The sequence below is a fragment of the Lichenifustis flavocetrariae genome, from assembly GCF_026130545.1.
In the GTDB taxonomy this organism is placed as follows: Bacteria; Pseudomonadota; Alphaproteobacteria; order Rhizobiales; family Beijerinckiaceae; genus Lichenihabitans; species Lichenihabitans flavocetrariae.
Genome location: NZ_JAMOIM010000006.1, coordinates 46,129 through 67,612, shown reverse-complemented (window position 1 = coordinate 67,612; position 21,484 = coordinate 46,129). Strand labels below are relative to the sequence as shown.

Sequence of the window (21,484 nt, the reverse complement as noted above, 5' to 3'; positions counted from 1 at the left end):
CGCGCGATTAACGAGGTTCACCCATGGTTACCCCCGTCACCTCGCCGACCTCGTCCTCCTCGGCTGGATCAAGCGCGTCGAGCACGAGTTCTTCGAGCCCGACCGTCGACTACAATTCCTTTCTGCAGCTCCTCATCCAGGAGATGAAGAACCAGGACCCGACCAGCCCGACCGACCCGACCCAGTATATGAGCCAGCTGGCGTCCTTCTCGAATGTCGAGCAAGGGGTGCAGACCAACAGCAAGCTCAGCACCTTGCTGACGACCTCATCGCTCACTCAGGCCGAGAACCTGATCGGCAAGACCATCGCGTCCTCGTCCAACAGCAGTGTCTCGGGCGTGGTTCAATCCGTCGCCTTGGCGACGGATGGCACCGCCAAGGCGACGCTGGCCAACGGCACGAAGATCACGCTCGACAACACGATCACGGTCAGCGGCACCACGACAGGAACAGCGACCGGCACCGGCTCATGAACGAGGCGGACGCGCTCAATCTGATCCAAGGCGCGATCTGGACGGTCGTGCTGGCGGCCGGCCCGGCCGTGCTGGCCGCCATGGTGGTCGGGTTGATCGTGGCCCTGTTCCAAGCCTTGACGCAGATTCAGGAAATGACGCTAACTTTCGTGCCGAAGATCATCGCGGTGCTGGTCGTGCTCAGCCTGACCGCGACATTCATCGGGTCGCATATCTTCATCTTCACCGAAGAGGTCTATGCGCATATCGAGACGGGACGATGAGGGTAGAATGATGCCTTACACTCCTGAGGATCACGGCTCGCGTGAAGCAGGACCCATCGCGGTGTCGCGTGAGACGTGCCCGGCCGCCTCCCTTATGGTCGAGATCGGCGCCGGCGAGTTGATCGACAAGATCACGATTCTGCGCATCAAGGCGGAGCGGATCGGCGACCCCGCCCGCCTCGCCAACGTGCATTATGAACTCGCCGCCCTCGACCGCGCCCGCCAGATCCATCTCCCACAGCATGCCGAATTGCAGCGGCTCGAAGGGGAGCTGATGCGCATCAACACACAGCTCTGGGAGATCGAGGACGACATCCGGGCTTGCGAGAAGGCAAGGGATTTCGGCCCGGCCTTCGTGGCGCTCGCCCGCGCCGTCTACAAGACCAATGACCGCCGCGCCGCCGTCAAGAAGGAGATCAATGTCTTGACCGGCGCCTCGATCGTCGAAGAGAAGTCCTATGCCGCGAGCGCCTGATCAGGCGCCCTCGTACCAGCTGCGTCCGTCCCGCTCCGTGAGGGCGACAGCCGCCGACGGGCCCCAGGTGCCGGCCACGTAAGGCTTGGGGGCTTCGTTCGAGGACTGCCATGCCTCGATGATCGGATCGATCCAGGTCCAGGCCGCCTCCACCTCGTCGCGCCGCATGAACAGGGTCTGGTTGCCTCGGACCACGTCAAGGATCAGTCGCTCATAGGCGTCGGGATTGCGCACGCTAAAGGCCTGCGCGAAGCTCATGTCGAGCGGGACGTGCTGGAGCCGCATGCCGCCCGGTCCCGGATCCTTGATCATCAGCCAAAGCTTGACGCCCTCATCGGGCTGCAGCCGGATCACGAGGCGGTTCGGCTCGGGCGGGCTGTCGAATACGGAATGCGGCACGGCCCTGAACTGCACCATGATCTCGGAGACGCGCGACGGCAGCCGCTTGCCGGTCCGCAGGTAGAACGGAACCCCGTTCCAGCGCCAATTGCCGATTTCCGCCTTGATGGCCACAAACGTCTCGGTGGTGCTCGGGTGGCCGAGTTCGTCGAGATATCCCGCCACGGCGCCTCCGGCCGAGGCGCCGGCCCGGTACTGCCCCCGAACCGTCAGGACCGACGCATTCGACGTATTGATCGGCTTCAAGGCCTTCAAGACCTTGAGCTTCTCGTCGCGCACGGAATCCGCGGCAATGGAGGTCGGCGGCTCCATGGCGACGAGACAGAGCAACTGGAGGATATGGTTCTGCACCATGTCGCGCATGGCTCCGGCCGTATCGTAATAGCCCGCGCGCCCTTCGACCCCGAGTTCCTCGGCGACCGAGATTTGGACGTGGTCGATGCGCGCGGCTGTCCACAGCGGCTCGAACAACGCATTGGCAAAGCGCAACGCCATCAGGTTCTGGACGGTTTCCTTGCCGAGGTAATGATCGATCCGATAGATGCTGTCCTCAGGAAAGACCTTGCCGATTTCGGAATTGACCGCGAGGGCGGACTGGAAATTCTTACCGATCGGCTTTTCGAGCACGATCCGGGTGTTGCGTCCGACGAGACCCTGCGAGCCCAGGCGCTTCGAGATCGGCGCGAAGAGTTCCGGCGTGGTCGCCAGATAGAACACCTTGATGTCGTCGCGCTGCTCCAGCAGCGTGCCGAGCCGGCTCCATCCCTCGTCCTCGGTCGCGTCGGCCGCAATGTAGTCGATCCGTTCGAGGAATTTCTCAAGCAGGCTCATGTCGAGATGCGCGGCGGCCACGTGATCCGTCAGGGCCTCCCGGGCGAAGCCCCTGAAGGCTTCCCGGTCCAAGACGCGCCGGGAGACGCCGATGATGCGGGCTTCTACGGGGAGTTGTCCGGCGGCGTCCCGGTGGAACAGCGCCGGCAGGATTTTGCGGCGGGACAAATCGCCGGTTCCGCCGAATACGACCAACGTGAACGGCTCGACCGGGATGACACGGCTCGTCATTCTGTTCCTTCCTCTAGCGACCATGAGGTCGATAACGAACTCTATCGTTCACGTCGCTCAAATGCCAACAAACCCTGGCGTGGTGTCACGCGTGTAACAAACCGCCGCATTCAGGAGTTCAAGGGTCAACGCAACGAGGAGGACCAAACCCCATGAGCATTTTCGGCTCGATCATGAACAAGATCTTCAACCATGCCAGCGCCGCGCCGGCGCCGAGCGCGCCTTCCTCGCCTGCCGCGCCAGCCCCCAGCTCGTTTAACAATCCAAGCTCGGCCGCGCCGTCACCGGGGCAGACAAGCGGTGCCACCCCCCCGGCGTCCAGCGGGACGGCGGCCCAGGCGCCGGTCGATGTCGGAGCGGTGCTGACAGATCTCGCGTCGAAGTCGTCGCAGAAGCTCGACTGGCAACATTCGATCGTCGATCTCATGAAGCTTCTCGATCTCGACAGCAGCCTCTCGAATCGTCAGGAACTTGCGAAGGAACTCCATTACTCGGGCTCGATGGAAGATTCGGCCAGCATGAACATCTGGCTGCACAAGCAGGTCATGCAGAAGCTCGCCGCCAATGGCGGCAAGGTCCCCGACGATCTGAAGTGAACGCCGGATTCGTCCGGCCGGCAGCCGATTTTCTGCAGGTCCCTCCGCATTCTTTGCGAGAGGGGATTGACTTGCGCTGGCGGTGAGACAATCTTACTCAATTGAGCCCCGCAGTGCTGCTGCGGGGATGTTTCGCGTTTGCTGTTAGCGATCACGCCAGGAGGACCCCATTCGTCGACCTATGAAAGCCACTGCGGCTCCCCAGAAAGAGGGACCCCGGATCAACCGTGACATTCGTGTACGTGAAGTACAGCTGATCGACGCGGACGGGCAGAACCGCGGCGTCACCGACATCCTCGAAGCCCAGCGCGTGGCCGAAGAGGCCGGCCTCGACCTCGTCGAGATCGTGCCCAACGCAAATCCGCCTGTCTGCAAAGTTCTGGATTACGGCAAGTTCCGCTTTCTTGAACAGAAGAAGTCGGCCGAGGCACGGAAGCGGCAGAAGATCGTCGAAGTGAAGGAAATCAAGCTTCGTCCCGGCATCGACGAGCATGATTACGACGTGAAGATGAAGGCCGTGCAGCGCTTCTTCGACGAAGGTGACAAGGTCAAGATCACGCTGCGGTTTCGCGGCCGCGAAATGGCCCATCAGGACATCGGGTTCCGGTTGCTCGATCGGGTGAAGTCCGAAACCTTGGCGATCGCCAAGGTCGAGTCCGAGCCTTCGTTGGAAGGCCGGCAGATGGTCATGGTTCTGGCACCCAAGTAGGCCCGCGTCGGAACGGAACTGCCTGGTCAAGGGTTGAAAGATCTAGTGGCGGCGCAGATGCATGTCGGGTCTGCTCCTCCCGATCCGGGGTGGAGTGCTCACGCAGTGACACGGGTTCGCGCGATCTTCATGATGATGGTTGTGTCGGTGACGGCATCCTCGGCTTCGGCACAGGGATATCGCCATACGGTTCAGGATCCGCGCCTCTCCGTTCCAGGCACGCCTGTCGATGCGCTGCCGACCCCTTGGAGCCACGGCGGCAGCTGCGTGAAAATGTGTGAAGCGGACTCCTCTCCGTGTGACCCGGACTATTACAAAGTCGCGGATCGCCGGTGCAATTGGAATCAAAACGGAATATTCTCGAAATAGTTTTGCGAATCCGTTGCGGTTCGCGGATGCGACGGCAAGGCGCTATAGAGGGCGCATGACACCTGAAGCGACCGCATCCCGACAGACCAGTCTCGCGATCTCCTTGTTCTCGGCCGGTGTTTTCTTTTTCGCCGTCAATGACGCCTTAGGAAAGTGGCTGGTGACCGGCTATCCGGTGGGCGAGATCATGCTCATCCGTTCCTGCGGCGCGGGTCTGTTTCTCGTGCCGATGCTGGTCCGCGATCCGGCGAGTTTGCGACGACCGAACCAACTGGGTCTCCACGCGATCCGGGTGCTGATCATGGCCGGCGACAGCTTTGCGTTCTATTTCGCAACTCGCAGCCTTCCCCTCGCCGACGTGATGACCTTCTATCTCGCGGCTCCCCTCTTGGTGACACTGCTGGCCATGTTGACGCTGCGGGAGCCGATCGGCCCTTGGAAGGCTCTGGCGGTGGTTGTGGGATTTGCGGGGGTCGTGGTGGCGCTTCACCCCTCTGGCGCCTCCCTGTCTCCGGCCGCGTTCATCGCCCTCGCTGGCTCCCTCATGTTCGCGACCGCGATCGTCATCACCCGCGGATTGCGGCAGACGCATTGGCTCAGTCTCGTCGCGTGGCAATTCATGGGCGCAGCCGTCGTTGGAGCCGTAACGAGCCTCGGAGCCTGGGTTCAGCCCAGCCTTTTGGATTGCGGCCTGATGCTGCTCGTCGGGTTCATTTCGATGATCTGTTTCATCAGTATCAACAAGGCGCTGAGCCTTGCCCAGGCCTCGGTGCTGGCGCCGTTCCACTATACGTCGATCATCTGGGCCGTTTTGCTGGGCTGGCTGATCTGGGGCGATATACCGACCCACGAGATGTGCATCGGCATCGGTCTTATCGTTGCGAGCGGTGCGCTGGTGTGGCTGCGCGAACGCCTCGCGCCGCAGGACCCCCACTGCGAAGCCCCAATCGCATGATGGGACAACGTGCGCCGAGAGGTACGTGCGATGGATAAGCCTCCTGACTCATGATGTCAGGAAGGCTCCCAAACCGCTCCAATGACGTCGCGATGTGCGCTCCCGAAGGCATGCGTATACAGTTCCAGAACGATCGCTGATCAACCAACCTCCAGCGGTTCTCGCGCACTCGCCCCGAAGGCATGCTCGGCCGCGACAGCGTGACCGGGCCGAGAGCTCTCGCGCCCCCGCGTGATCCAAAAGCCCAGGAAGGCGTCGAGCCACCGCGCCACAGCCCCATCATGCGCGAACCACCCGTCGAGATGGTGCTGCCGCGTGGGCCACGCCCCGGGAAGTTCCATGCGCTCATGGCCCTTGACGGTCCAGGCGCACATCATGGCGTAGGTGACCTCGGGATGAAATTGGAGCGCGAAGGCGCGCTCGTCGATATGGCAGGCCTGCACTTCGAAATCGAGTCCGGTTGCCAGAAGCGACGCGCTTCGTGGCAGATCGAAGCCTTCGCGGTGCCACTGATAGACGCGGCGGGGAAAGCAGCCGTCGCCGAACATGCGCTCGGCCTCGGCGGTCGGCGTGATCGGGTAATAGCCCACCTCTACCCGTCCTTCAGCATGCGGAAAGACCTTCTCACCGAGATGGCGTGCAAACATTTGCGCCCCGAGACAGACGCCCAGGAAGGGAACCTTGTCGCGCAGCGGCACCCCGATCCAGTCGATCTCGGCGCGAATGTAATCGTCCGGGTCGTTGGCGCTCATGGGACCGCCAAAGATGATCGCGCCCGCATGATCCGCCATGCTGGCCGGCAGCGGATCACCGAAACGCGGTCGCCGGATGTCCAACGGATAGCCCCGCGCCCGCAACATGCGGCCGATCCTCGCCGGCGACGAATGCTCCTGATGAAGAAAGATGAGAACGGGCTTCCGCGAGGGCGGAGACAGGCTGAATTCGTCAGCGTTCAGAAACATCGTTCGATCGAACCTCCCCCGTTTCATCGCAGCCCCTGCTCTCCTCATGCAGTCTTCGTGCCGTTTTATCCGAGCAGCAGCGTACACCAGCCTTCCAGGGTCAGGCGGCGGCGAAGCGCGAAGCCTTGGGCCGCATAGCTCGACAGGATTCCGGGAACGTCGCGCGGCAGCAGTCCGGACAGGATCAATGCAGCATCCTGGGCCGCGACGGCACGGATCTCCGGCGCCAACAGACGCAACGGCTTTGCCAGGATGTTGGCGAAGATGAAGTCGTAGGGCGCGCCGGCCCGGAGCGTGGCATGTCGCGTGCCCACGGAGACAACCGGCCGCACGCTCGTCCCCACCCCGTTCTGGCGGGCGTTGGCGGCCGCGGCTTCGACCGCGATCCGGTCGATGTCGCCGCAGCGGACCGGGCGGTGCAAGACCTTGGCGGCCGCCATGGCCAAGACGCCCGTGCCGGTTCCAAGATCCAGGACGTGATGGGGCCGGCGACGCTTGAGCAGCCCATCCAACATGATGAGGCAGCCGCGCGTGGTGCCGTGATGCCCGGTCCCGAAGGCGAGTGCTGCCTCGATCTCCAGCGCGACATCATGGGACCGCACGAACGGTCGGTCATGCGAGCCATGCACCAGGAAGCGGCCGGCCCGCACGGCATGCAGGCCTTCCAACGAGCGGGCGACCCAATCTCGTTCGGCGACCTGACCGAAGACGGCGCCTTGGGCACACTCCGCCCCGACCGCACCTTCGAGAAGCCCGCGGACATAGACCTCGTCGGGCGGATGACCGAAGAAGACCTCCAGCGCCCAGGGCTTTGGATCGGCAGGACTGTCCTCATCCTCGAACGCGGCGGCGGCCGTCTCTGCCGGATCGAAGAATTCGACGATGACGTCGGCCGCGGTCCGCGCCTGCGCTTCACTGCAGGTGAGACGCAGCACGGTCGCGGCATTGTTGGGCGGGAGGCCTTCGAGCATGGCCTGCGGTATCACGTTGCCGGCCGGTTCGTCACCCCGCGATTGGCCGGACGCAAAACCTCGACCTCGACGCCGATACCGGCCGCGATTGCGGCCCAACCCCGGTCGGCAGTCAGAACCACGGCGCCACGGCGTTGCGCCAGGGCCAGACAGATTCTGTCGCCGACGGCCAGCCCGCTACGGGCCGGACCGGCGCCGATCCGGCCTGCCTTCTCGGCAAGCTCGCGGTCGACGGGAAAGATCGTCAAATCCAGATCAGCCAGATCGTGGTCGAGCACCTCGGGCGGCACACCGCGGTCCGCCAGCTTGGCGACGACCTCCGCGTAATTCATCGCGGACATCACGGCAGTGTCGAGCACCTCTTCGACCCGGTCCGCCCCAGGCTCCTGGAACAGGAGGCAGAGCAGCGCCGACGCGTCGAGAACATAGCGTCGGTCATTCACGCGCGGCCTCGATGCGCCGATCCGCAACGAGTTCCTCAGACGCAAGCCGGCCCTTCGGGGCATAGTCCAGCAGTTTCTGCTGAAGGCGCCGCAGCGCGGAGCGTGCCGGCTTCAGGCGCAGTTCATCGCCGTGCAATTCAAGCCACAGCGCGTCGCCCTTGTCGACACCCAGAGCTTTCCGCATTTTGGCGGGAATGACAATCCTGCCACCTTCAGCGATTCTGGCAATTTCTCTGACCATGGCATATCGCTTTAGGCTTTCGCAGCGAGACAAATCACGCAGCGCGCCAAATAGTATCATAATGGCACGAACAATCGATCATTTTCATGCCACGGTGCCGGTATGGCGGAAATTCAGAATTGTCAGATCGCTTCAGGCATGAACATTGTGCTTGGATTGACAAATTCGTCCTGAGCGCCAATGAGGGCGATTTCCCTCGATCCTGCTTCCGCTGTCCGGCGCAGCAGCCCATAGATCGAACTTGATGCCCGCGCCAAAGCTTCTGGGACTGAGCGGGTGTCCAGCATGTGGACGAAGAACAGAGCCGCAATGGCATCGCCGGCTCCATTGACAGAAATGTCGAGCCGCGGGGTCCTGACCCGCCACAGACCTTCAGGGCTCGACGCCAACAGGTCGATGCTGTCTTCAGGCGTATCCTCACCCAAGTAGGAGGTGACCAGAATAGCCTTCGGTCCGCAGGCGTGGACGGTGGCAAGGCCGGCCCGCACCGCTTCACGCGACGCGACTGCATCGCCGCACAAGAGCTCGAGCTCAAATTGATTGGGGGTGATGATATCCGCCGCCGGCACGGCTTTGTCGCGCATGAATTCCGCGATGCCGGGCCGCACGAAAATGCCACGCCCAATGTCGCCGATCACGGGATCGCAGCAGTAGAGGGCGCCGGGATGCTCCGACTTGACCGTGGCAACGGCTTGCAGAATGGCAATTCCGGTGTCGGCCGACCCCATGTAGCCGGACAGGACGCCGTCGCAGGCGGCAAGAACGCCGCGCTCCGCCATGCCGGCCACGCATTCGCCGATCAGCCCGGCATCGAACACCTGCCCGCGCCAGGCGCCGTACCCTGTATGGTTGGAGAATTGCACCGTATGGATCGGCCAGACCTCGTGACCGAGCCGCTGCATCGGGAAGGTCGCGGCTGCGTTGCCGACGTGGCCGTAAGTGACGTGGGATTGGATCGAAAGAATATTCATGCGCGGGACCGCCAGATTGGCCATCCGGGGACCCTGGATCGTCCCTGGACGAATGGTCCTGTTACGCGCTTGGACGGCGACGGCGCAAGTCGCCCTTGTTATCCCCCAGGTCTCGCATCAGTCGTGCGCACTCAGACCAGGCGCTCGGCCACCTTACGCTCCGCAATGGCGACCTTCAGCTTCGGCACCGAAAACGGCTTTGCCATGAAGCTGTCGGATCCAATGGCTTCGGAATGGTCGCGATCGTCCGCCGCACGCGACGACGACAACATCACAATACAGCAATCGTAGGTCTCGATGTCATTCCGAACGCGATAGATCAGCTCGAACCCATTCATCTTTGGCATTCGAATGTCGATCAGCAGACAGATCTGCGCGGCTGCGACCCCGAGGGCTTTGTAGCGTCCGATAATGTCGATGACGGCGGCCGGGTTCTTCTCACACAGAAACGCAATCTTCGGGAAACTATGTTGGAAAATCGACTTCGTGAGGAAGAGCTCATTGTCGCTGTCATCCACCATGACGAACAGCCGGAAGGCCTCGATCTGCATTGGTCGAACCCTTATTCGCTCCAAATCATCTCAAGTGTAACATTGCTTCCTTTCGAAGACCCGAATCGCGACGAAAGTCTTCAGGCGGCTTTTGAACGTGGCAGCGATGCAGCAGCCGCGATGGCTCGACGGGCCGCGGATTGCAGCAGGCCGCTGCCGCGCGGGCACCCGCCCCGCCGGATGGCGATTTCGACGTCGCCACAGACTTGCTGGAGTTCCGTAAAGCCGAAATGGCCCGCCATCGAGGTCCACCCGTGGGCCAAGCCGGCGAGATCCGGGTCTGCCATGTGATCGAGCTCGACGATGCGCTGTTGGAGCTCAAGGACGAAAGCGTCGAGCATTATCGCGAAGCGTTCGGCGCCGATCACCTCGCGCAACGCATGCAGGACGTCTATGTCGAGAGCCAAAGGCCCCGGTGCCGCCGCCGTGGCGGCCGGTGTCTCGACCGTGCCTCGAGCTGCATAGATCAACTCCTCGATCGTGGCGAACAACCTGTGCCACTCGATCGGCTTCGCGACATGGACATCCATGCCTGCGTCGCGGCACCGTTCGCGATCCTCATGCATGGCACTCGCGGTCAATCCGACGATCGGCGTTCGCACATGCCCGCTGGCCGCCTGCGCGGCGCGAATGGCCCGCGTGGCTGAAAAGCCATCGAGCACGGGCATTTGCACGTCCATCAGAACGACATCGAAGACGCCGCCCTCCATGGCGGCAATCGCGGCCTGACCGTCTCCGACGACCGTGACCGTGTGACCGCGTTGCCGCAGCATGTCGGTGATGATCATCTGATTGAGGGGATTGTCCTCCGCGAGAAGCACGCGCCGAGGCCCTGATGTCGCTTCGGCAGGGGCCACCTGCCGCGTCGCCGCCGCTTCGGATACGCTGAGCGGAAGTTCGACAAAGAACGTCGATCCTCGGCCCAGGTCAGAGACAACTCCGATGGTGCCCCCCATTAACTCCGCCAGTCGCTTACAGATCGCGAGGCCGAGGCCGGTGCCGCCGTATCTCCGGGTGATCGAGCCGTCGGCCTGACTGAAGCGTTCGAAGATCGAAGCCACTTGGCCTGGCCCGATGCCGATCCCTGTATCCGACACACTCAACCGAAGCCTGGCGGTCTCGGGCCGATAGCGGCCCTCGACGATCACGCTGCCGCGCTCAGTGAATTTGACCGCGTTGGTGAGCAGGTTCAGGAGGATCTGCCGGAGCCTGATCGGATCGCCAAGCAGCGCCGCCGTGCCTCCGGTCACGCGCGCCTCGAGCCGCAGACCCTTTTGCTGCGCGTCTTCGTTCACGAAGTCGCGACAGGCCTCGACCAGACTCGCCAGGTCGAACGGGACGGTTTCGATCGTCAATTGCCCGGCCTCGATCTTCGAGAAGTCGAGCACGTCGTTGATGATCGCCATCAGCGACTGGCCAGCTTCGCAAGCGAGGCCGAGGGATCGTCGATGATGGGGCGCGAGCGTGGGATCGCTTCGCATCAGATCGTGAATCCCGAGAATACCGGTCAGCGGCGTGCGGAGTTCGTGGCTCATGTTGGCCAGAAATTCGGCCTTGCTCCACGCGGCGCGTTCCGCCGCCAGGCGCGCCTGTTCAAGATCCTGGGCGACGCGACGTCGCTCGCTGATGTCCCGCAATGAGCAGATCAGGTGAAGCGGCGCTCCCGTATCCGGATCGCGGACGAGAGTCATGCCGGCTTCGAGCCACACCCAATGGCCTTGCTTGTGGCGCAGGCGGCTCGTCGTCATGGCCCGATCGCCCGGTAAGGATCCCGCGATCAGGAGTTCCATGGTCTTGCGCGCCTGCAGCTCATCGTCAGGATGGATCTGCGCCGCAAGTGTGATGCGCAACATCTCGTCGGGCTCGTAGCCCAGCATGCCGCGGCAGGCTGGCGACACGTAGCGCCGGTCGAGCTTGAGATCGAGTTGGGTGATGACGTCGTTTGTCGAGTCCGCCAACATGCGATAGCGAGCTTCGCTGGCCCGCAGGTCGCGCTCCGCCCTTCGACGTGCCGTGACGTCCTCGATCACGGCCAGGCTCCGGAGTGTTTGGCCCGCGCCGTCGCGCTCCGCAATGGCGGAGACGAGAACGTCGAATAGAGCGCCGTCGCGGCCGACCATCTGGTATTCGATCCGCTCGCATTGGCCGGTCTTGAAGAAGGCGGGCAGGACAACCGCGCGGGCATAGTCCCGGGACGCTTCCGTCAGAAAGTCAGTCGACAATCGTCCGATCACCTCATCGCGCGCATGACCGAGCTTGGCGAGCCACGCGTCGCTGACCATCAACAGCCGGCCTTCGGCGTCGATGGAATGCATCATCGCCGGTGTCGCCTCGTAGAGGTGACGCAATTGATCCTTGCTGACGGCCAGTTCGCGCAAGGTCGTCTGCAAGGTCGCGGCGATCTGATTTTGCGCGATGAAGGCGCGGCGGCATTCGAGCATTTTCGCGGCCGTAATCGCGAGGCAGCGCAGGACCTCCCGCTGGTTGTCGTCGAGCTTGCGGGGTTGTTGGTCGACGACGCAGACGACCCCAACCTGATGGCCGCTGCTCAGACGGATCGGCGCGCCCGCGTAGAACCTGATCTTGGGATCGTTCTCGACCACGGGGTTGTCGGCGAAGCGGGGGTCGAGAGAGGTGTCCGGAATTTCGAAGATCCCGTCTCGCAGGATCGCGTGCGCGCAAAAACTGGTCTCCCGCGGGGCCTCGGTGCGGCCGGCAAAGCCGATCTTTGCCTTAAACCAAAGGCGTTCGGAATCAATCAGGGTGAGCAACGAGATCGGCGTTCCGCACACGACCGAGGCGGCCCGAACCAGCGCTTCGAACTCGTCTTCGGACGCCGTGTCGAGGACCTGGAGCGTCAGCAATGCCTGGAGGCGGTCACGCTCATTGGCAGGCTTTGGTGCGAGCAGCATAGGCGCGATTGGCCTTTCTAGAACGGCGGGTCCGGACAACGGCAGGAGTCCGGTACGTTTAGAAGGCGCGTGTAAAGAAAGTGGCACACCCGATTGTTGCGGCCCTGCGCGAGGTCACTATGGTTCACGCTGAACCTTTGATCTGATGATCGAAACATGCTTTGAGGGCGCGACGGGAAGAGACACCATTCGACAGGGGGGATTTGATGAAGACCCGTGCTGCGGTTGCCTGGGAGGCCAACAAGCCTCTGACGATCGAGACGATCGAGATCGGCGGCCCGAAGGCCGGGGAGGTGCTGGTCGAGAACAAGGCGACGGGCATCTGCCACACGGATGCCTACACGCTGTCGGGGCTCGATTCGGAAGGCAAGTTCCCGGCGGTCCTGGGCCACGAGGGCGCCGGCATCGTGCGCGAGGTCGGGCCGGGCGTCACGTCCGTGAAGGTCGGCGACCACGTGATCCCGCTCTACACGCCGGAATGCCGGCAGTGCAAAAGCTGCCTCTCGCAGCGCACCAACCTCTGCACCGCGATCCGCGCCACGCAAGGCCAGGGCCTGATGCCGGACGGCACCAGCCGCTTCTCGTGCGATGGCGGCGAGATCTTTCACTACATGGGCTGCTCGACCTTCTCGAACTTCACCGTGCTGCCCGAGATCGCGGTCGCGAAGGTGCGCGAGGACGCGCCCTTCGACAAGATCTGCTACATCGGCTGCGGCGTGACGACCGGCATCGGGGCCGTCGTCTACACGGCCAAGGTGTGGCCGGGCGCCAATGTGGTGGTGTTCGGCCTCGGCGGCATCGGGCTCAACGTCATCCAGGGCGCCCGGATGGTCGGGGCCGACAAGATCATCGGGGTCGACCTCAACCCCGCCAAGGCCGAGATGGCCAAGACATTCGGCATGACGGATTTCGTCAACCCGGACGCGGTCGGGCGCGACAAGGTCGTGCAGGCGATCGTCGATCTGACGGGTGGGGGCGCCGATTTCTCGTTCGAATGTATCGGCAACGTGCACACGATGCGCCAGGCGCTCGAATGCTGTCATCGCGGCTGGGGTACTTCGATCATCATCGGCGTGGCGCCGTCCGGCACCGAGATCGCGACACGGCCGTTCCAGCTTGTCACCGGGCGCAACTGGCGGGGCTCGGCCTTCGGCGGCGCGCGCGGCCGCACCGACGTGCCCAAGATCGTCGACTGGTACATGGAGGGCAAGATCAACATCGACGACCTGATCACCCACACGATGCCGCTCGAGGACATCAACCAAGGCTTCGACCTCATGCACGAGGGCAAGTCGATCCGGAGCGTGGTGATCTACTGAGGCCGTGCGCCTCGACCCGATCGTCGCGCGTTTCGTCACAAACCACTCGTGCTGGCCCACGCGGCGGCCGCGGGAGCGGTAGGCTTATCAGCAAGTTCATGGGCGGCACGCGCGAAACTCCGCTATGATGGACGCACTTCGGCCCAGAGGGATCCTGCGCGACCTTGCGTGAAAGCCTGACAATCTTCGCGATCGCCCTGATCCTCGTGCTGTCGGCTCTTCTCGTCGGTCCCTATCTGGTCGATTGGAACAAGCAGCGCGACTGGCTGGCCGCCAAACTTTCGCAGACCACCGGGGCCCAGGTGACGATCGCCGGGCCCATCGACGTGAAGCTGCTGCCACGACCGTTGTTCCGGGCCGGCAAGGTCTCGATCCAAGGTGCGACCCGACACGACCCTTGGGTGTCGGCCGCAGGTCTCGATGCCGAACTGTCGATCAACAGCCTGCTGCAGGGGTCTGTCGAATTCGTCGATGCGACCCTCGTGGCGCCCCGCATCGAACTCACGGCCCGTGCCGACGGATCGCTCGTCGCCTCGTCGTGGGACGTGGCGAACCCGCAAAAATTCATGTTCCGGCATGTTACGCTGCGCGACGGATCCGTCTTGATCCGGGACGAGGACGGCGGTGAGCGCGCGAGCCTCACGGGCATCAATGCCCAGGGTGAGGCAGAAACGCTGTTCGGCCCTATACGATTGGCCGGTCAAGCGAAGAACAGCCAGGGCACCTTCCGGTTCCGCCTCAACACCGGCGCCTATTCGGGGCGGCGGCTCCGCCTGAAGCTCATCGCCGACGATCTGAAGCCGCTGAGCCATGTCGATATCGACGGCATCGCTACGGTCGACCCGGGACCGGGTCCCAAGGCCGGGACCGCGGCCCTGGCGTTTCAGGGCAATGTGGCCATCAGCGGCAGCCTGCATGTCGCCGATGGCGCCGCACCCGTGCCGTGGCAGGCCACCGCGGGCGACTTCAAGGCGGACGGTAGAGGGCTGAGTTCCACGGCGCTGGAACTGCGGGCTGGCGCGGACGCCCGGGCGCTCGTGGCCAACGGCGCACTCCTGGTCGATCTCGGGGCTGCGCCCTCTGCGGCCCTCAAACTCAGGGCCCGGCAACTCGATCTCGATCACCTCGCGGTGGCACCCGCTGTGGCGCCCGACACACGGCGGCCGAAGCCGGAGCAATGGATCGCGGCCCTCCAGACCATGTTCGCCAGCAGCGGCTCGCCGTTGCCGATGCGGCTGTCCCTCGACACTGGGATCGATGCCGTGACAAGCGGCGACCTGACCCTGACGGACGCCACGACGACGCTCGACTTGATACCCGGCCTGCCCACGCGGGGCCGGTTTTCGATCAGCGGCCCCGACGGCCTCCATCTCGCCCTCGATGGAACCATGGAGACAGGGGCGGCGGCCGTGTTCAAGGGCCAGATCGACGCGGCAACCCGCGATCTGTCGGCCAGCGCCGACTGGCTCGCGCCCCTGGCGCCCGAGGCCGCCGACTGGATCGGCCGCAACGTCCCGATCCACACCGTCGCACTTTCAGGCCCCGTGGATCTATCGAAGACCGGTTTCGCGGCCCACGACATGACCGTCACGGTGGATGGCTCGACCGTGACGGGCGCGGTGGCCATGACGCGCGGCGTGGGGGATGAGCGCGCGCGCCTGTTCGCCGATGTTCGGGCCGATGCGCTCGACACCGAACATTTTCCCGCGCTCGATGAGCTTTCGACGCTCACGGCGCCGCTCGATCTCTCCTTGGGCGTCGCGGCACAGTCCGTCAAATTGTCCCATACGGGGTTGGGGGCGTTGCAAACCGGGCCGATCGCGCTCCATCTCACGAAAGTCGGGACCGCCGTGACCTTGGACACGTTTTCGGTGACCGGCCTCGACGGCGCGAGCGTCACGGCCACGGGGTCGCTCGACGCGGAGAAGCGGATCAAGACGCGGGGGCAGATCAGAGCCGCCAATACATCCCCCCTCGCCGCATTGCTCCATCAGATCATGCCGAACGGCGCCACGGACACCCTCCTGGCCCGCAGCGGCCTGCTGTCGCCACTCGGCCTCGACTTCAGCTGCGAGGGGGCGATCGGCTCGGATGGCCGGTTCGTGCCGACCCTGGCCACCGCGAAAGGCACAGCGGCGGCCACGCGGATTTCCGCCACGATCACACCCGAACCGGCGCGGCTGTTCGCAGCCTCCGCCCTCAACACGCTGGTGGTCCTCGACGCACCCGATATGGGGCCGCTGCTGCGCCAGGCGGGACTGGACGACACCGCGCCTGGACTTCTCGGCCCCGGCCATGTCGAACTCACGGCCCGTGGGACGCTCGACTCCGGCTTCGACACCCATCTTTCGACAAGTGCAACCGATGCGAGCCTGGTGTTCGACGGTGCCCTGGACGGTGTCACCGGCACCGGCCACTTGAAGGCGTCCGGACGCAATGCCGCGCTTCTGCTGAAGGCGCTCGCGATGACGAGCCCACCCGCGTCGGCGCTATGGCCGTGGAATGCCGAAGCCGATCTCGCCTGGACCGGCGACAAGGCAACGGTCAGCAAGCTCGCCGGACACTTCAACGGAACGGAGTTTTCGGGCTCACTTGAGTCGGCTCCGGACGCGGGCGGCTTGACCGGGTCACTCACGCTCGACAGCGTGCCGCTTGCAGGGCTCACCGGACTGCTGCTCGCGCCCGGTTCGAACGCCCCGCCCGATCCCGGCCGCTGGCTGACGAGCGCCCGCTTCGCCCCGGCCGTCGAGACGTTGCCGAAAGCCCGGGTGGCGTTGCAGATTCACAATCTCGGCCTCTCCGAAGGGCTTGCCCTGCGCAATGCCGCGCTTGAGCTTCGCCTGACGCCCAGCAGCCTGGGCTTTGCCGATCTGTCGGGCGACATGCTGGGCGGCAAGGCGAGCGGGACGCTCACCCTGCGCCGGGATGGGCCCATCGCGTCGCTGTCGGGGCAGCTGCAAGTGGCGAATCTCGTGCTCGCCCTGCCGAGTCTCAGCGGGAAGTTGTCGGGCTCGTTCAGCGTCGCGGGCAGTGGCACGAGCCTTGACGGGCTCGTCTCAAGCCTTGCGGGGGACGGCGCCCTCAATGTGGCGGCCACGCTCCCTCATTTCGATCCGCAGGCCCTCACCAGCACCGCGCATGCCTATGACGCCGAGGGCGCGACCATCGACAATGACGCGATCCGCGATGCCCTTGCCAAGGCGCTCGACCGGAACTCCCTCGATCTCGGAACCGTCACGGCACCCGCCACCATCGCGGCCGGAACCCTCCGGGCGGTCGGTTTGCAGAGTCAGGGCCCTCTGGCGACAACCAGCAGCGAGGTTGCATTCGACCTGCGCAGTCTGCAATTCACCTTGCGCACCACGTTGACGACGGTCGATCTGCCGAAAGACTGGAAAGGCGACCCGCCGCAGGTCACGGTCACGTGGCGCGGCCCATTGACGACGCCGACGCGAGAGGTCGATGCCGGCGCCTTCGTCAATGGCCTCGCGGCACGGGCCATCGCGCGCGACCAAGAGCGCATTCAGCTGATGCAGGACGATCTGCGGGAGCGGGCCTTCTTTGCCCGCCGTCTGAAGGCGATCGAGGAGGAGCAGCGCGCCGCCCGCGATGCGGCGCAAGCCGAGAAGGCCGCCAGGACCGTCCTGCCACCGACCCGGCCTGCACCTGCCCCAAGCCAGGATCCGCTGGCAAAGCTCTTGTCTCAACAACCGGTCGCGCCGGTGCCACCAACCCGCCCGCTGGTCCGGCCCACGCGGCCAGTCGAACTCCAGACATCGCCCCAGGCCCTCGTGCCGCCGGGAAGTGGACCGAATACTCCGGATCCGACAGCCGAAGGGCGCTACTGACGGTCGCTTTTGCCGCGCCGTAAAGCGCGCCAAAGTCCGGGACTAGGGAATTTCGCCACCGGAGTTCGGAGCACACCGATGCCGGCTTCGGATCTGCCACCCCGGAACGAGGGTCCGACGTAAGATATGTACGCGCAGTCGCGGCACACGGTGAGGATCTCCTCAGCGCTCGACGGGTCTTCCCTGGGAAGTGGGCATCACCCAGCCTCGATCCGATCTTCGGTTTTCGCGACCAGATCCTTGTAGCGATTGAACAGGAAGACCCGAATGGCCGAGGAGAGGTTGGCGGCCTCCCGCGATTCGTCGATCTCGGTCACGAGCGCCGCAACCGAAAGGCCGCGATCCCGCGCCACGAGCTTGAGACCTTCCCAGAACACCTCCTCCAGGGAGATGCTGGTCGGGTGACCGGCGATCAACATGGATCGCTTGCTGATCGCGGAGGCGGCACGCGGCCGGCGCGCGTCACGCATCGCCGCTCGGCGTCTCCCTTCGGTGACCCTCGAGCAGGCGCTCGGTTTGGCTATTCTGCAGGGCCGTGGCCTTCTTCTCGGCCTTCGTGCGACCGAAGGCGACGCGGTTGGCGTCGGCCGCGGCGGCCTTCTCGGTGCGCAGCCTGTTCTTTCGCACCTGCCGGAGATTGATCACATCCGCCATGCCGATGCCCAGCCGTCAGGGTTTTTTGCGGAAGGCATCGATCGACAGGATCTTGGCCTCCTCGCCGTCGCTCGGCTTTTTGGCAGCGCTGTCGTCCGCCTTGGCGGGAGAGGACTTCTTGGCCGGCGCTGCTGCCACCGGCGGGGTGGCCGGCTTGATGTCGTGGGGCTTCAAGGTCACCACCCCATCGGACCCGGTCGATTTTCCGGTCTTCTTTCCCGTGTCGACCGCCGCCAGATTGCGGCGCCCCGGCAGTGCCTTCGGGGCCGCGACCGGAGCCGGCGCGGGCGGTGGTGCGTCCTCGGAGGCGGTCTCCTCCGTGGTCGCCACGTCGAACTTCAGGCCGAACTGTACTGACGGATCGACGAAGCTCGTGATCGCCGCGAAGGGGACCAGCAGGCGCTCGGGATTGTTGTTGAACGAAAGGCCGACCTCGAACCCGTGATCTGTGACAGCAAGGTCCCAGAACTGATGCTGCAGGATCACGGTCATCTCGTCAGGGTAGCGCTCCCGCATGCGGTTCGACAGGCGCAGGCCGGGCGTATTGGTCTTGAACGTGATGAAGAAATGGTGGTCGCCCTGCAGGCCATTGCGCGCGGCTTCGGCCAGCACATTGCGCACGACGCCCCGCAAGGCGTCCTGCACCAGAAGATCGTAACGGATCAGATCGGTAGCCATTCACACGTCCAGATCTTGTGTCTTGCCGGTGGCAGCCCCGTGCGGGAGCCAGACGATCGGCCAGCCGGGCGCCCTCTCGCGGAAATCCAGCACCCGTCGCAAGGAAAGCCGACGCCCTATTGTGCCATGGCGGCGCGCCGAAGAACAGCCCGCGCGCTGCAGATCTGGCCCACCTTGCCGGCTTACCGCGCTGATGTCCTTCGCCGCCGACGTGGAGCGCTCAACCTGGCAAGCCTTCGCAACACCTGTCGATGAAGGCTTTCATCAAACGGGCGCGGTGCCGTTCGACCCGGCAGCGGAGAATTCTCCCTTCCCTGGACTGTGTCACGAGACCGACGCCGACAAGCTGCGCAATGTGATGCGAGAGGCTGGATTTCGGAATGCCCAGATGCGCTTGAACTTCGCCGACAGCGCAGCCCGTCTCGCCCGCCCTGACCAGATGTTCGAAAATCTGCAAGCGATGCGGGTGACCGAGTTCAGCCAGGCAACGCGCCGCAACGTCGAACGGCAGAGCCTCGTCCATCCTCAGCCACACCCCTGCAACGAAGTGCGCGTCATTCCGGCCCGCGTCTGATGCCGAGCGCGCCACACCGCTGTCGCAGGGGCAACATCGACCTGATGGATACCGTCCGGCTGCAGCTGCTCGCGCCGCAGGCCGAGATCCTTCAGCAGATGATCGTCGAGCAGAAGCAATCGGCGCACGAGTTGGCGTTCCTGATGCAAGCGCCATTCGGACAAGAGCCAGCGTGTAAGGGAAAGAGGCATAGATCCCTCCATAAGACTATTGTTCTAGAAGTTAGGAACTAATAGTCTGTGGGTCAATGGAGATCGATATGAAAGAACCGCATTCTCAAATCCGCGCCACTGGAAGCTGCCTTTGCGGCTCGATCCGGTTTGAGATACGGGGCCCTCTCCGAGACGTCATCGTCTGTCACTGCGTATTCTGCCAGCGCAGCGGGACCACGGCCTGGACCGAATACAAAGCCGGAGATTTGCTGCTTCTGGCCGGCAAACCGAAGCACTATCGCTCCTCGCCACTGTCGCGACGCGGTTTCTGCGGCAAGTGTGGATCTCAGTTGTTTATAGAGGCTATCGACGGCTCACGCATGTCGGTTGCCGCGGGCAGCCTTGACCAGCCGACGGGCTTGCGGATCGCTGAGCACATCTTCTGTGAACAGATGGGCGACTACGAGAAAATGCCTGTGCTGCCGCGTGATGCGATTACGCCCTGGACCAGAATGAAGGCCGGCTAACCGCGTCAGCCCTCGGCCTCCACGTCCACCCGCTCATCGTGAGCTTCCTGCATGGCGGTGTCAGCGCTTACCGGATCGCGCGGCAGGAACTGCCGGGACAGCACATGATACACCCCCTCAGGGCAGACCAGGCGTGAGGCCGCGAAACCGATGACTGCGCTGAGCATGATGGGAAAGACGAGCGCATGGTTGGCGGTCATCTCGCCGACGATGACGAAGGATGTCATCGGGGCCTGGACGACGCCGGCCAGATAGGCTGCCATGCACAAAATCGCCAGCACCTCGACCGGAAATCCAGGCACGAGGGCATGGAGGTCGTAGCCAAGGCCAGCGCCCACGGCCAGCGAAGGCGAGAAGATGCCGCCCGGAATGCCGCTGATCGAGGACAGGGCGGTGGCGATGAGCTTCACCGGACCGAACAGCCAAGGCAGGTCGGCACCCGAAAGGATCTCCTTGGACTGCTCATACCCCGTGCCGAAAATGGTTCCGTCCGATGCCACGCCGCAGAAAGCGACCAGGAGACCGCATAGCGCCGCGAAACCCACCGGCCATCGCCGGATCCAAAAGCCGGGTCCGCCGCGCAACCCTTGCGCGAAGGCAATCAGAATACGAGAGAACAGGCCGCCGAGCAGACCGCAGATCACCGCCGCGACCGGAATCATGAGCCACAGTCGCCCGAACGGCAGAGTGACGGCTGTCGTGCCGAAATAGGTGTAGTCCCCCAGTATCGCGAGCGAGGTCAGGCCCGCCGCGATCACGGTGCCGACCACGAGACCGCTCGTCCGCACCTCGAAGGAGCGGCTCATCTCCTCGATGCCGAAGACAATGCCGGCCAACGGTGCATTGAAGGCCGCCGCGACGCCCGCCGCCGAGCCCGCGATGAGCAGGCCGGGCTGGCGGTGCGGCTCCAGACGTCCGAGCGCCGCCATGATGGCGGCCCCGACCTGGACGGTGGGGCCCTCGCGCCCCGCCGAGGCGCCGGAGAGCAGCCCCAACGTCAATAGCCCGATCTTGGCGAGCCCCATCCGTATCGAAACGAGCGGCGCGCGCGACTGGGGATCCCTGACATGATGCGCCGCAATGACCTGCGGAATGCCACTCCCCTGCGCACCGGGCGCGAAACGACGCGTCAGCCAGACCGCCAAGGCGAAGCCGGCCGGGGTGGCAACAAACGGGAAGGCAGCCCAGTGTCTTGACGCGGAGAAAAAGATCGCCTGCGCCTTGTCGGCCAAGATCGCCATCGCGACGGCTGCCGCGCCAGTCGCAAGCCCGCCCAGCAAAAACAAGCCGCGCCGATGCAGCTTCGGCCACCAGCTTTTGCGAAAGCCGGTGACAAGCCGGGCCGTCATGACATCTCGTTGCACGCCTGCGTCAATGCTC

General features: G+C 64.2%; 23 protein-coding genes. 9 read left to right on the top strand and 14 right to left on the bottom strand.

Annotated elements, in window-relative coordinates; translation table 11 throughout:
- Positions 1-23 precede the first annotated feature (23 nt).
- The 3 genes from flgD to M8523_RS10915 are packed head-to-tail and all read left to right on the top strand — an operon-like array spanning position 24 to position 1,211.
- Positions 24-473, top strand: coding sequence for a flagellar hook assembly protein FlgD (flgD, locus tag M8523_RS10925; protein WP_282584897.1), 450 nt, complete (start codon positions 24-26; stop codon positions 471-473).
- Positions 470-736, top strand: a complete 267-nt coding sequence (gene fliQ, locus M8523_RS10920; RefSeq protein ID WP_282584896.1) for a flagellar biosynthesis protein FliQ — start codon at positions 470-472, stop codon at positions 734-736. Before flgD ends, fliQ begins: the two co-directional genes overlap by 4 nt.
- 7 nt (positions 737-743) lie before the next feature.
- The gene (locus tag M8523_RS10915; RefSeq protein WP_282584895.1) at positions 744-1,211 is read left to right on the top strand and encodes a DUF6165 family protein; all 468 of its coding nucleotides are present in this window, start codon (positions 744-746) and stop codon (positions 1,209-1,211) included.
- Here the strand turns inward: M8523_RS10915 and zwf are convergent, their stop codons facing one another.
- Positions 1,212-2,672, bottom strand: a complete 1,461-nt coding sequence (gene zwf, locus M8523_RS10910) for a glucose-6-phosphate dehydrogenase (protein WP_282584894.1) — start codon at positions 2,670-2,672, stop codon at positions 1,212-1,214.
- A 152-nt stretch (positions 2,673-2,824) separates the two neighbouring features.
- On the opposite strand from zwf, the gene M8523_RS10905 reads away from it, so the two are divergent.
- From M8523_RS10905 to M8523_RS10895, 3 genes are all read left to right on the top strand, one after another.
- A complete protein-coding gene (locus tag M8523_RS10905; RefSeq protein WP_282584893.1) occupies positions 2,825-3,268 on the top strand; it encodes a DUF3597 domain-containing protein in 444 nt (147 codons plus the stop codon).
- A gap of 181 nt (positions 3,269-3,449) precedes the next feature.
- Positions 3,450-3,977: a translation initiation factor IF-3 gene (infC, locus tag M8523_RS10900; RefSeq protein ID WP_282584892.1), complete on the top strand. Its 528-nt coding sequence runs from the start codon at positions 3,450-3,452 to the stop codon at positions 3,975-3,977.
- A 424-nt stretch (positions 3,978-4,401) separates the two neighbouring features.
- Positions 4,402-5,301 carry a DMT family transporter gene (locus M8523_RS10895; RefSeq protein ID WP_282584891.1) on the top strand — a complete coding sequence of 300 codons (900 nt, stop codon included), beginning with the start codon at positions 4,402-4,404 and terminating at the stop codon, positions 5,299-5,301.
- A 140-nt stretch (positions 5,302-5,441) separates the two neighbouring features.
- Here M8523_RS10895 and M8523_RS10890 read toward each other — a convergent pair whose 3' ends face one another.
- The 7 genes from M8523_RS10890 to M8523_RS10860 all read right to left on the bottom strand — a co-directional run bounded on the left by M8523_RS10890 (position 5,442) and on the right by M8523_RS10860 (position 12,352).
- A complete protein-coding gene (locus M8523_RS10890; RefSeq protein ID WP_282584890.1) occupies positions 5,442-6,263 on the bottom strand; it encodes a glutamine amidotransferase in 822 nt (273 codons plus the stop codon).
- 65 nt (positions 6,264-6,328) lie between these two features.
- A complete protein-coding gene (locus M8523_RS10885) occupies positions 6,329-7,234 on the bottom strand; it encodes a 50S ribosomal protein L11 methyltransferase (protein WP_282584889.1) in 906 nt (301 codons plus the stop codon).
- An 11-nt stretch (positions 7,235-7,245) separates the two neighbouring features.
- On the bottom strand, positions 7,246-7,677 hold the full coding sequence (locus tag M8523_RS10880) for a type II toxin-antitoxin system VapC family toxin (protein ID WP_282584888.1): 432 nt from the start codon (positions 7,675-7,677) through the stop codon (positions 7,246-7,248).
- Positions 7,670-7,918 (bottom strand): AbrB/MazE/SpoVT family DNA-binding domain-containing protein, encoded by a 249-nt coding sequence (locus M8523_RS10875; RefSeq protein ID WP_282584887.1) that lies wholly within the window; start codon positions 7,916-7,918, stop codon positions 7,670-7,672. Before M8523_RS10875 ends, M8523_RS10880 begins: the two co-directional genes overlap by 8 nt.
- Positions 7,919-8,040: 122 nt before the next feature.
- Positions 8,041-8,889 carry a pyridoxal kinase PdxY gene (gene pdxY, locus M8523_RS10870; protein WP_282584886.1) on the bottom strand — a complete coding sequence of 283 codons (849 nt, stop codon included), beginning with the start codon at positions 8,887-8,889 and terminating at the stop codon, positions 8,041-8,043.
- 131 nt (positions 8,890-9,020) lie between these two features.
- Positions 9,021-9,440, bottom strand: coding sequence for a response regulator (locus tag M8523_RS10865; RefSeq protein ID WP_282584885.1), 420 nt, complete (start codon positions 9,438-9,440; stop codon positions 9,021-9,023).
- Positions 9,441-9,520: 80 nt separating this feature from the next.
- Positions 9,521-12,352 (bottom strand): PAS domain S-box protein, encoded by a 2,832-nt coding sequence (locus tag M8523_RS10860; RefSeq protein WP_282584884.1) that lies wholly within the window; start codon positions 12,350-12,352, stop codon positions 9,521-9,523.
- 206 nt (positions 12,353-12,558) lie between these two features.
- On the opposite strand from M8523_RS10860, the gene M8523_RS10855 reads away from it, so the two are divergent.
- Entirely contained in the window at positions 12,559-13,671 is a 1,113-nt protein-coding gene (locus M8523_RS10855; protein WP_282584883.1) for an S-(hydroxymethyl)glutathione dehydrogenase/class III alcohol dehydrogenase, read from the top strand.
- Positions 13,672-13,835: 164 nt separating this feature from the next.
- The gene (locus M8523_RS10850) at positions 13,836-17,519 is read left to right on the top strand and encodes an AsmA family protein (protein ID WP_282584882.1); all 3,684 of its coding nucleotides are present in this window, start codon (positions 13,836-13,838) and stop codon (positions 17,517-17,519) included.
- Between the two features lie 197 nt (positions 17,520-17,716).
- Here M8523_RS10850 and M8523_RS10845 read toward each other — a convergent pair whose 3' ends face one another.
- The 5 genes from M8523_RS10845 to M8523_RS10825 all read right to left on the bottom strand — a co-directional run bounded on the left by M8523_RS10845 (position 17,717) and on the right by M8523_RS10825 (position 19,616).
- Positions 17,717-17,989, bottom strand: a complete 273-nt coding sequence (locus M8523_RS10845) for a ribbon-helix-helix domain-containing protein (RefSeq protein WP_282584881.1) — start codon at positions 17,987-17,989, stop codon at positions 17,717-17,719.
- Positions 17,982-18,173 (bottom strand): DUF4169 family protein, encoded by a 192-nt coding sequence (locus M8523_RS10840; RefSeq protein ID WP_282584880.1) that lies wholly within the window; start codon positions 18,171-18,173, stop codon positions 17,982-17,984. Before M8523_RS10840 ends, M8523_RS10845 begins: the two co-directional genes overlap by 8 nt.
- A gap of 15 nt (positions 18,174-18,188) precedes the next feature.
- Positions 18,189-18,851, bottom strand: coding sequence for an SspB family protein (locus M8523_RS10835; protein ID WP_282584879.1), 663 nt, complete (start codon positions 18,849-18,851; stop codon positions 18,189-18,191).
- Between the two features lie 220 nt (positions 18,852-19,071).
- Positions 19,072-19,374, bottom strand: coding sequence for an ArsR/SmtB family transcription factor (locus M8523_RS10830; RefSeq protein WP_282584878.1), 303 nt, complete (start codon positions 19,372-19,374; stop codon positions 19,072-19,074).
- A gap of 2 nt (positions 19,375-19,376) precedes the next feature.
- Complete coding sequence (locus tag M8523_RS10825; protein ID WP_282584877.1) at positions 19,377-19,616, bottom strand: YjiS-like domain-containing protein; 240 nt, start codon at positions 19,614-19,616, stop codon at positions 19,377-19,379.
- Between the two features lie 68 nt (positions 19,617-19,684).
- Here M8523_RS10825 and M8523_RS10820 point away from each other — a divergent pair, with 68 nt between their 5' ends.
- A complete protein-coding gene (locus tag M8523_RS10820) occupies positions 19,685-20,104 on the top strand; it encodes a GFA family protein (RefSeq protein ID WP_282584876.1) in 420 nt (139 codons plus the stop codon).
- 5 nt (positions 20,105-20,109) lie between these two features.
- Here M8523_RS10820 and M8523_RS10815 read toward each other — a convergent pair whose 3' ends face one another.
- A complete protein-coding gene (locus M8523_RS10815) occupies positions 20,110-21,453 on the bottom strand; it encodes a chloride channel protein (protein WP_282584875.1) in 1,344 nt (447 codons plus the stop codon).
- Positions 21,454-21,484: the final 31 nt, after the last annotated feature.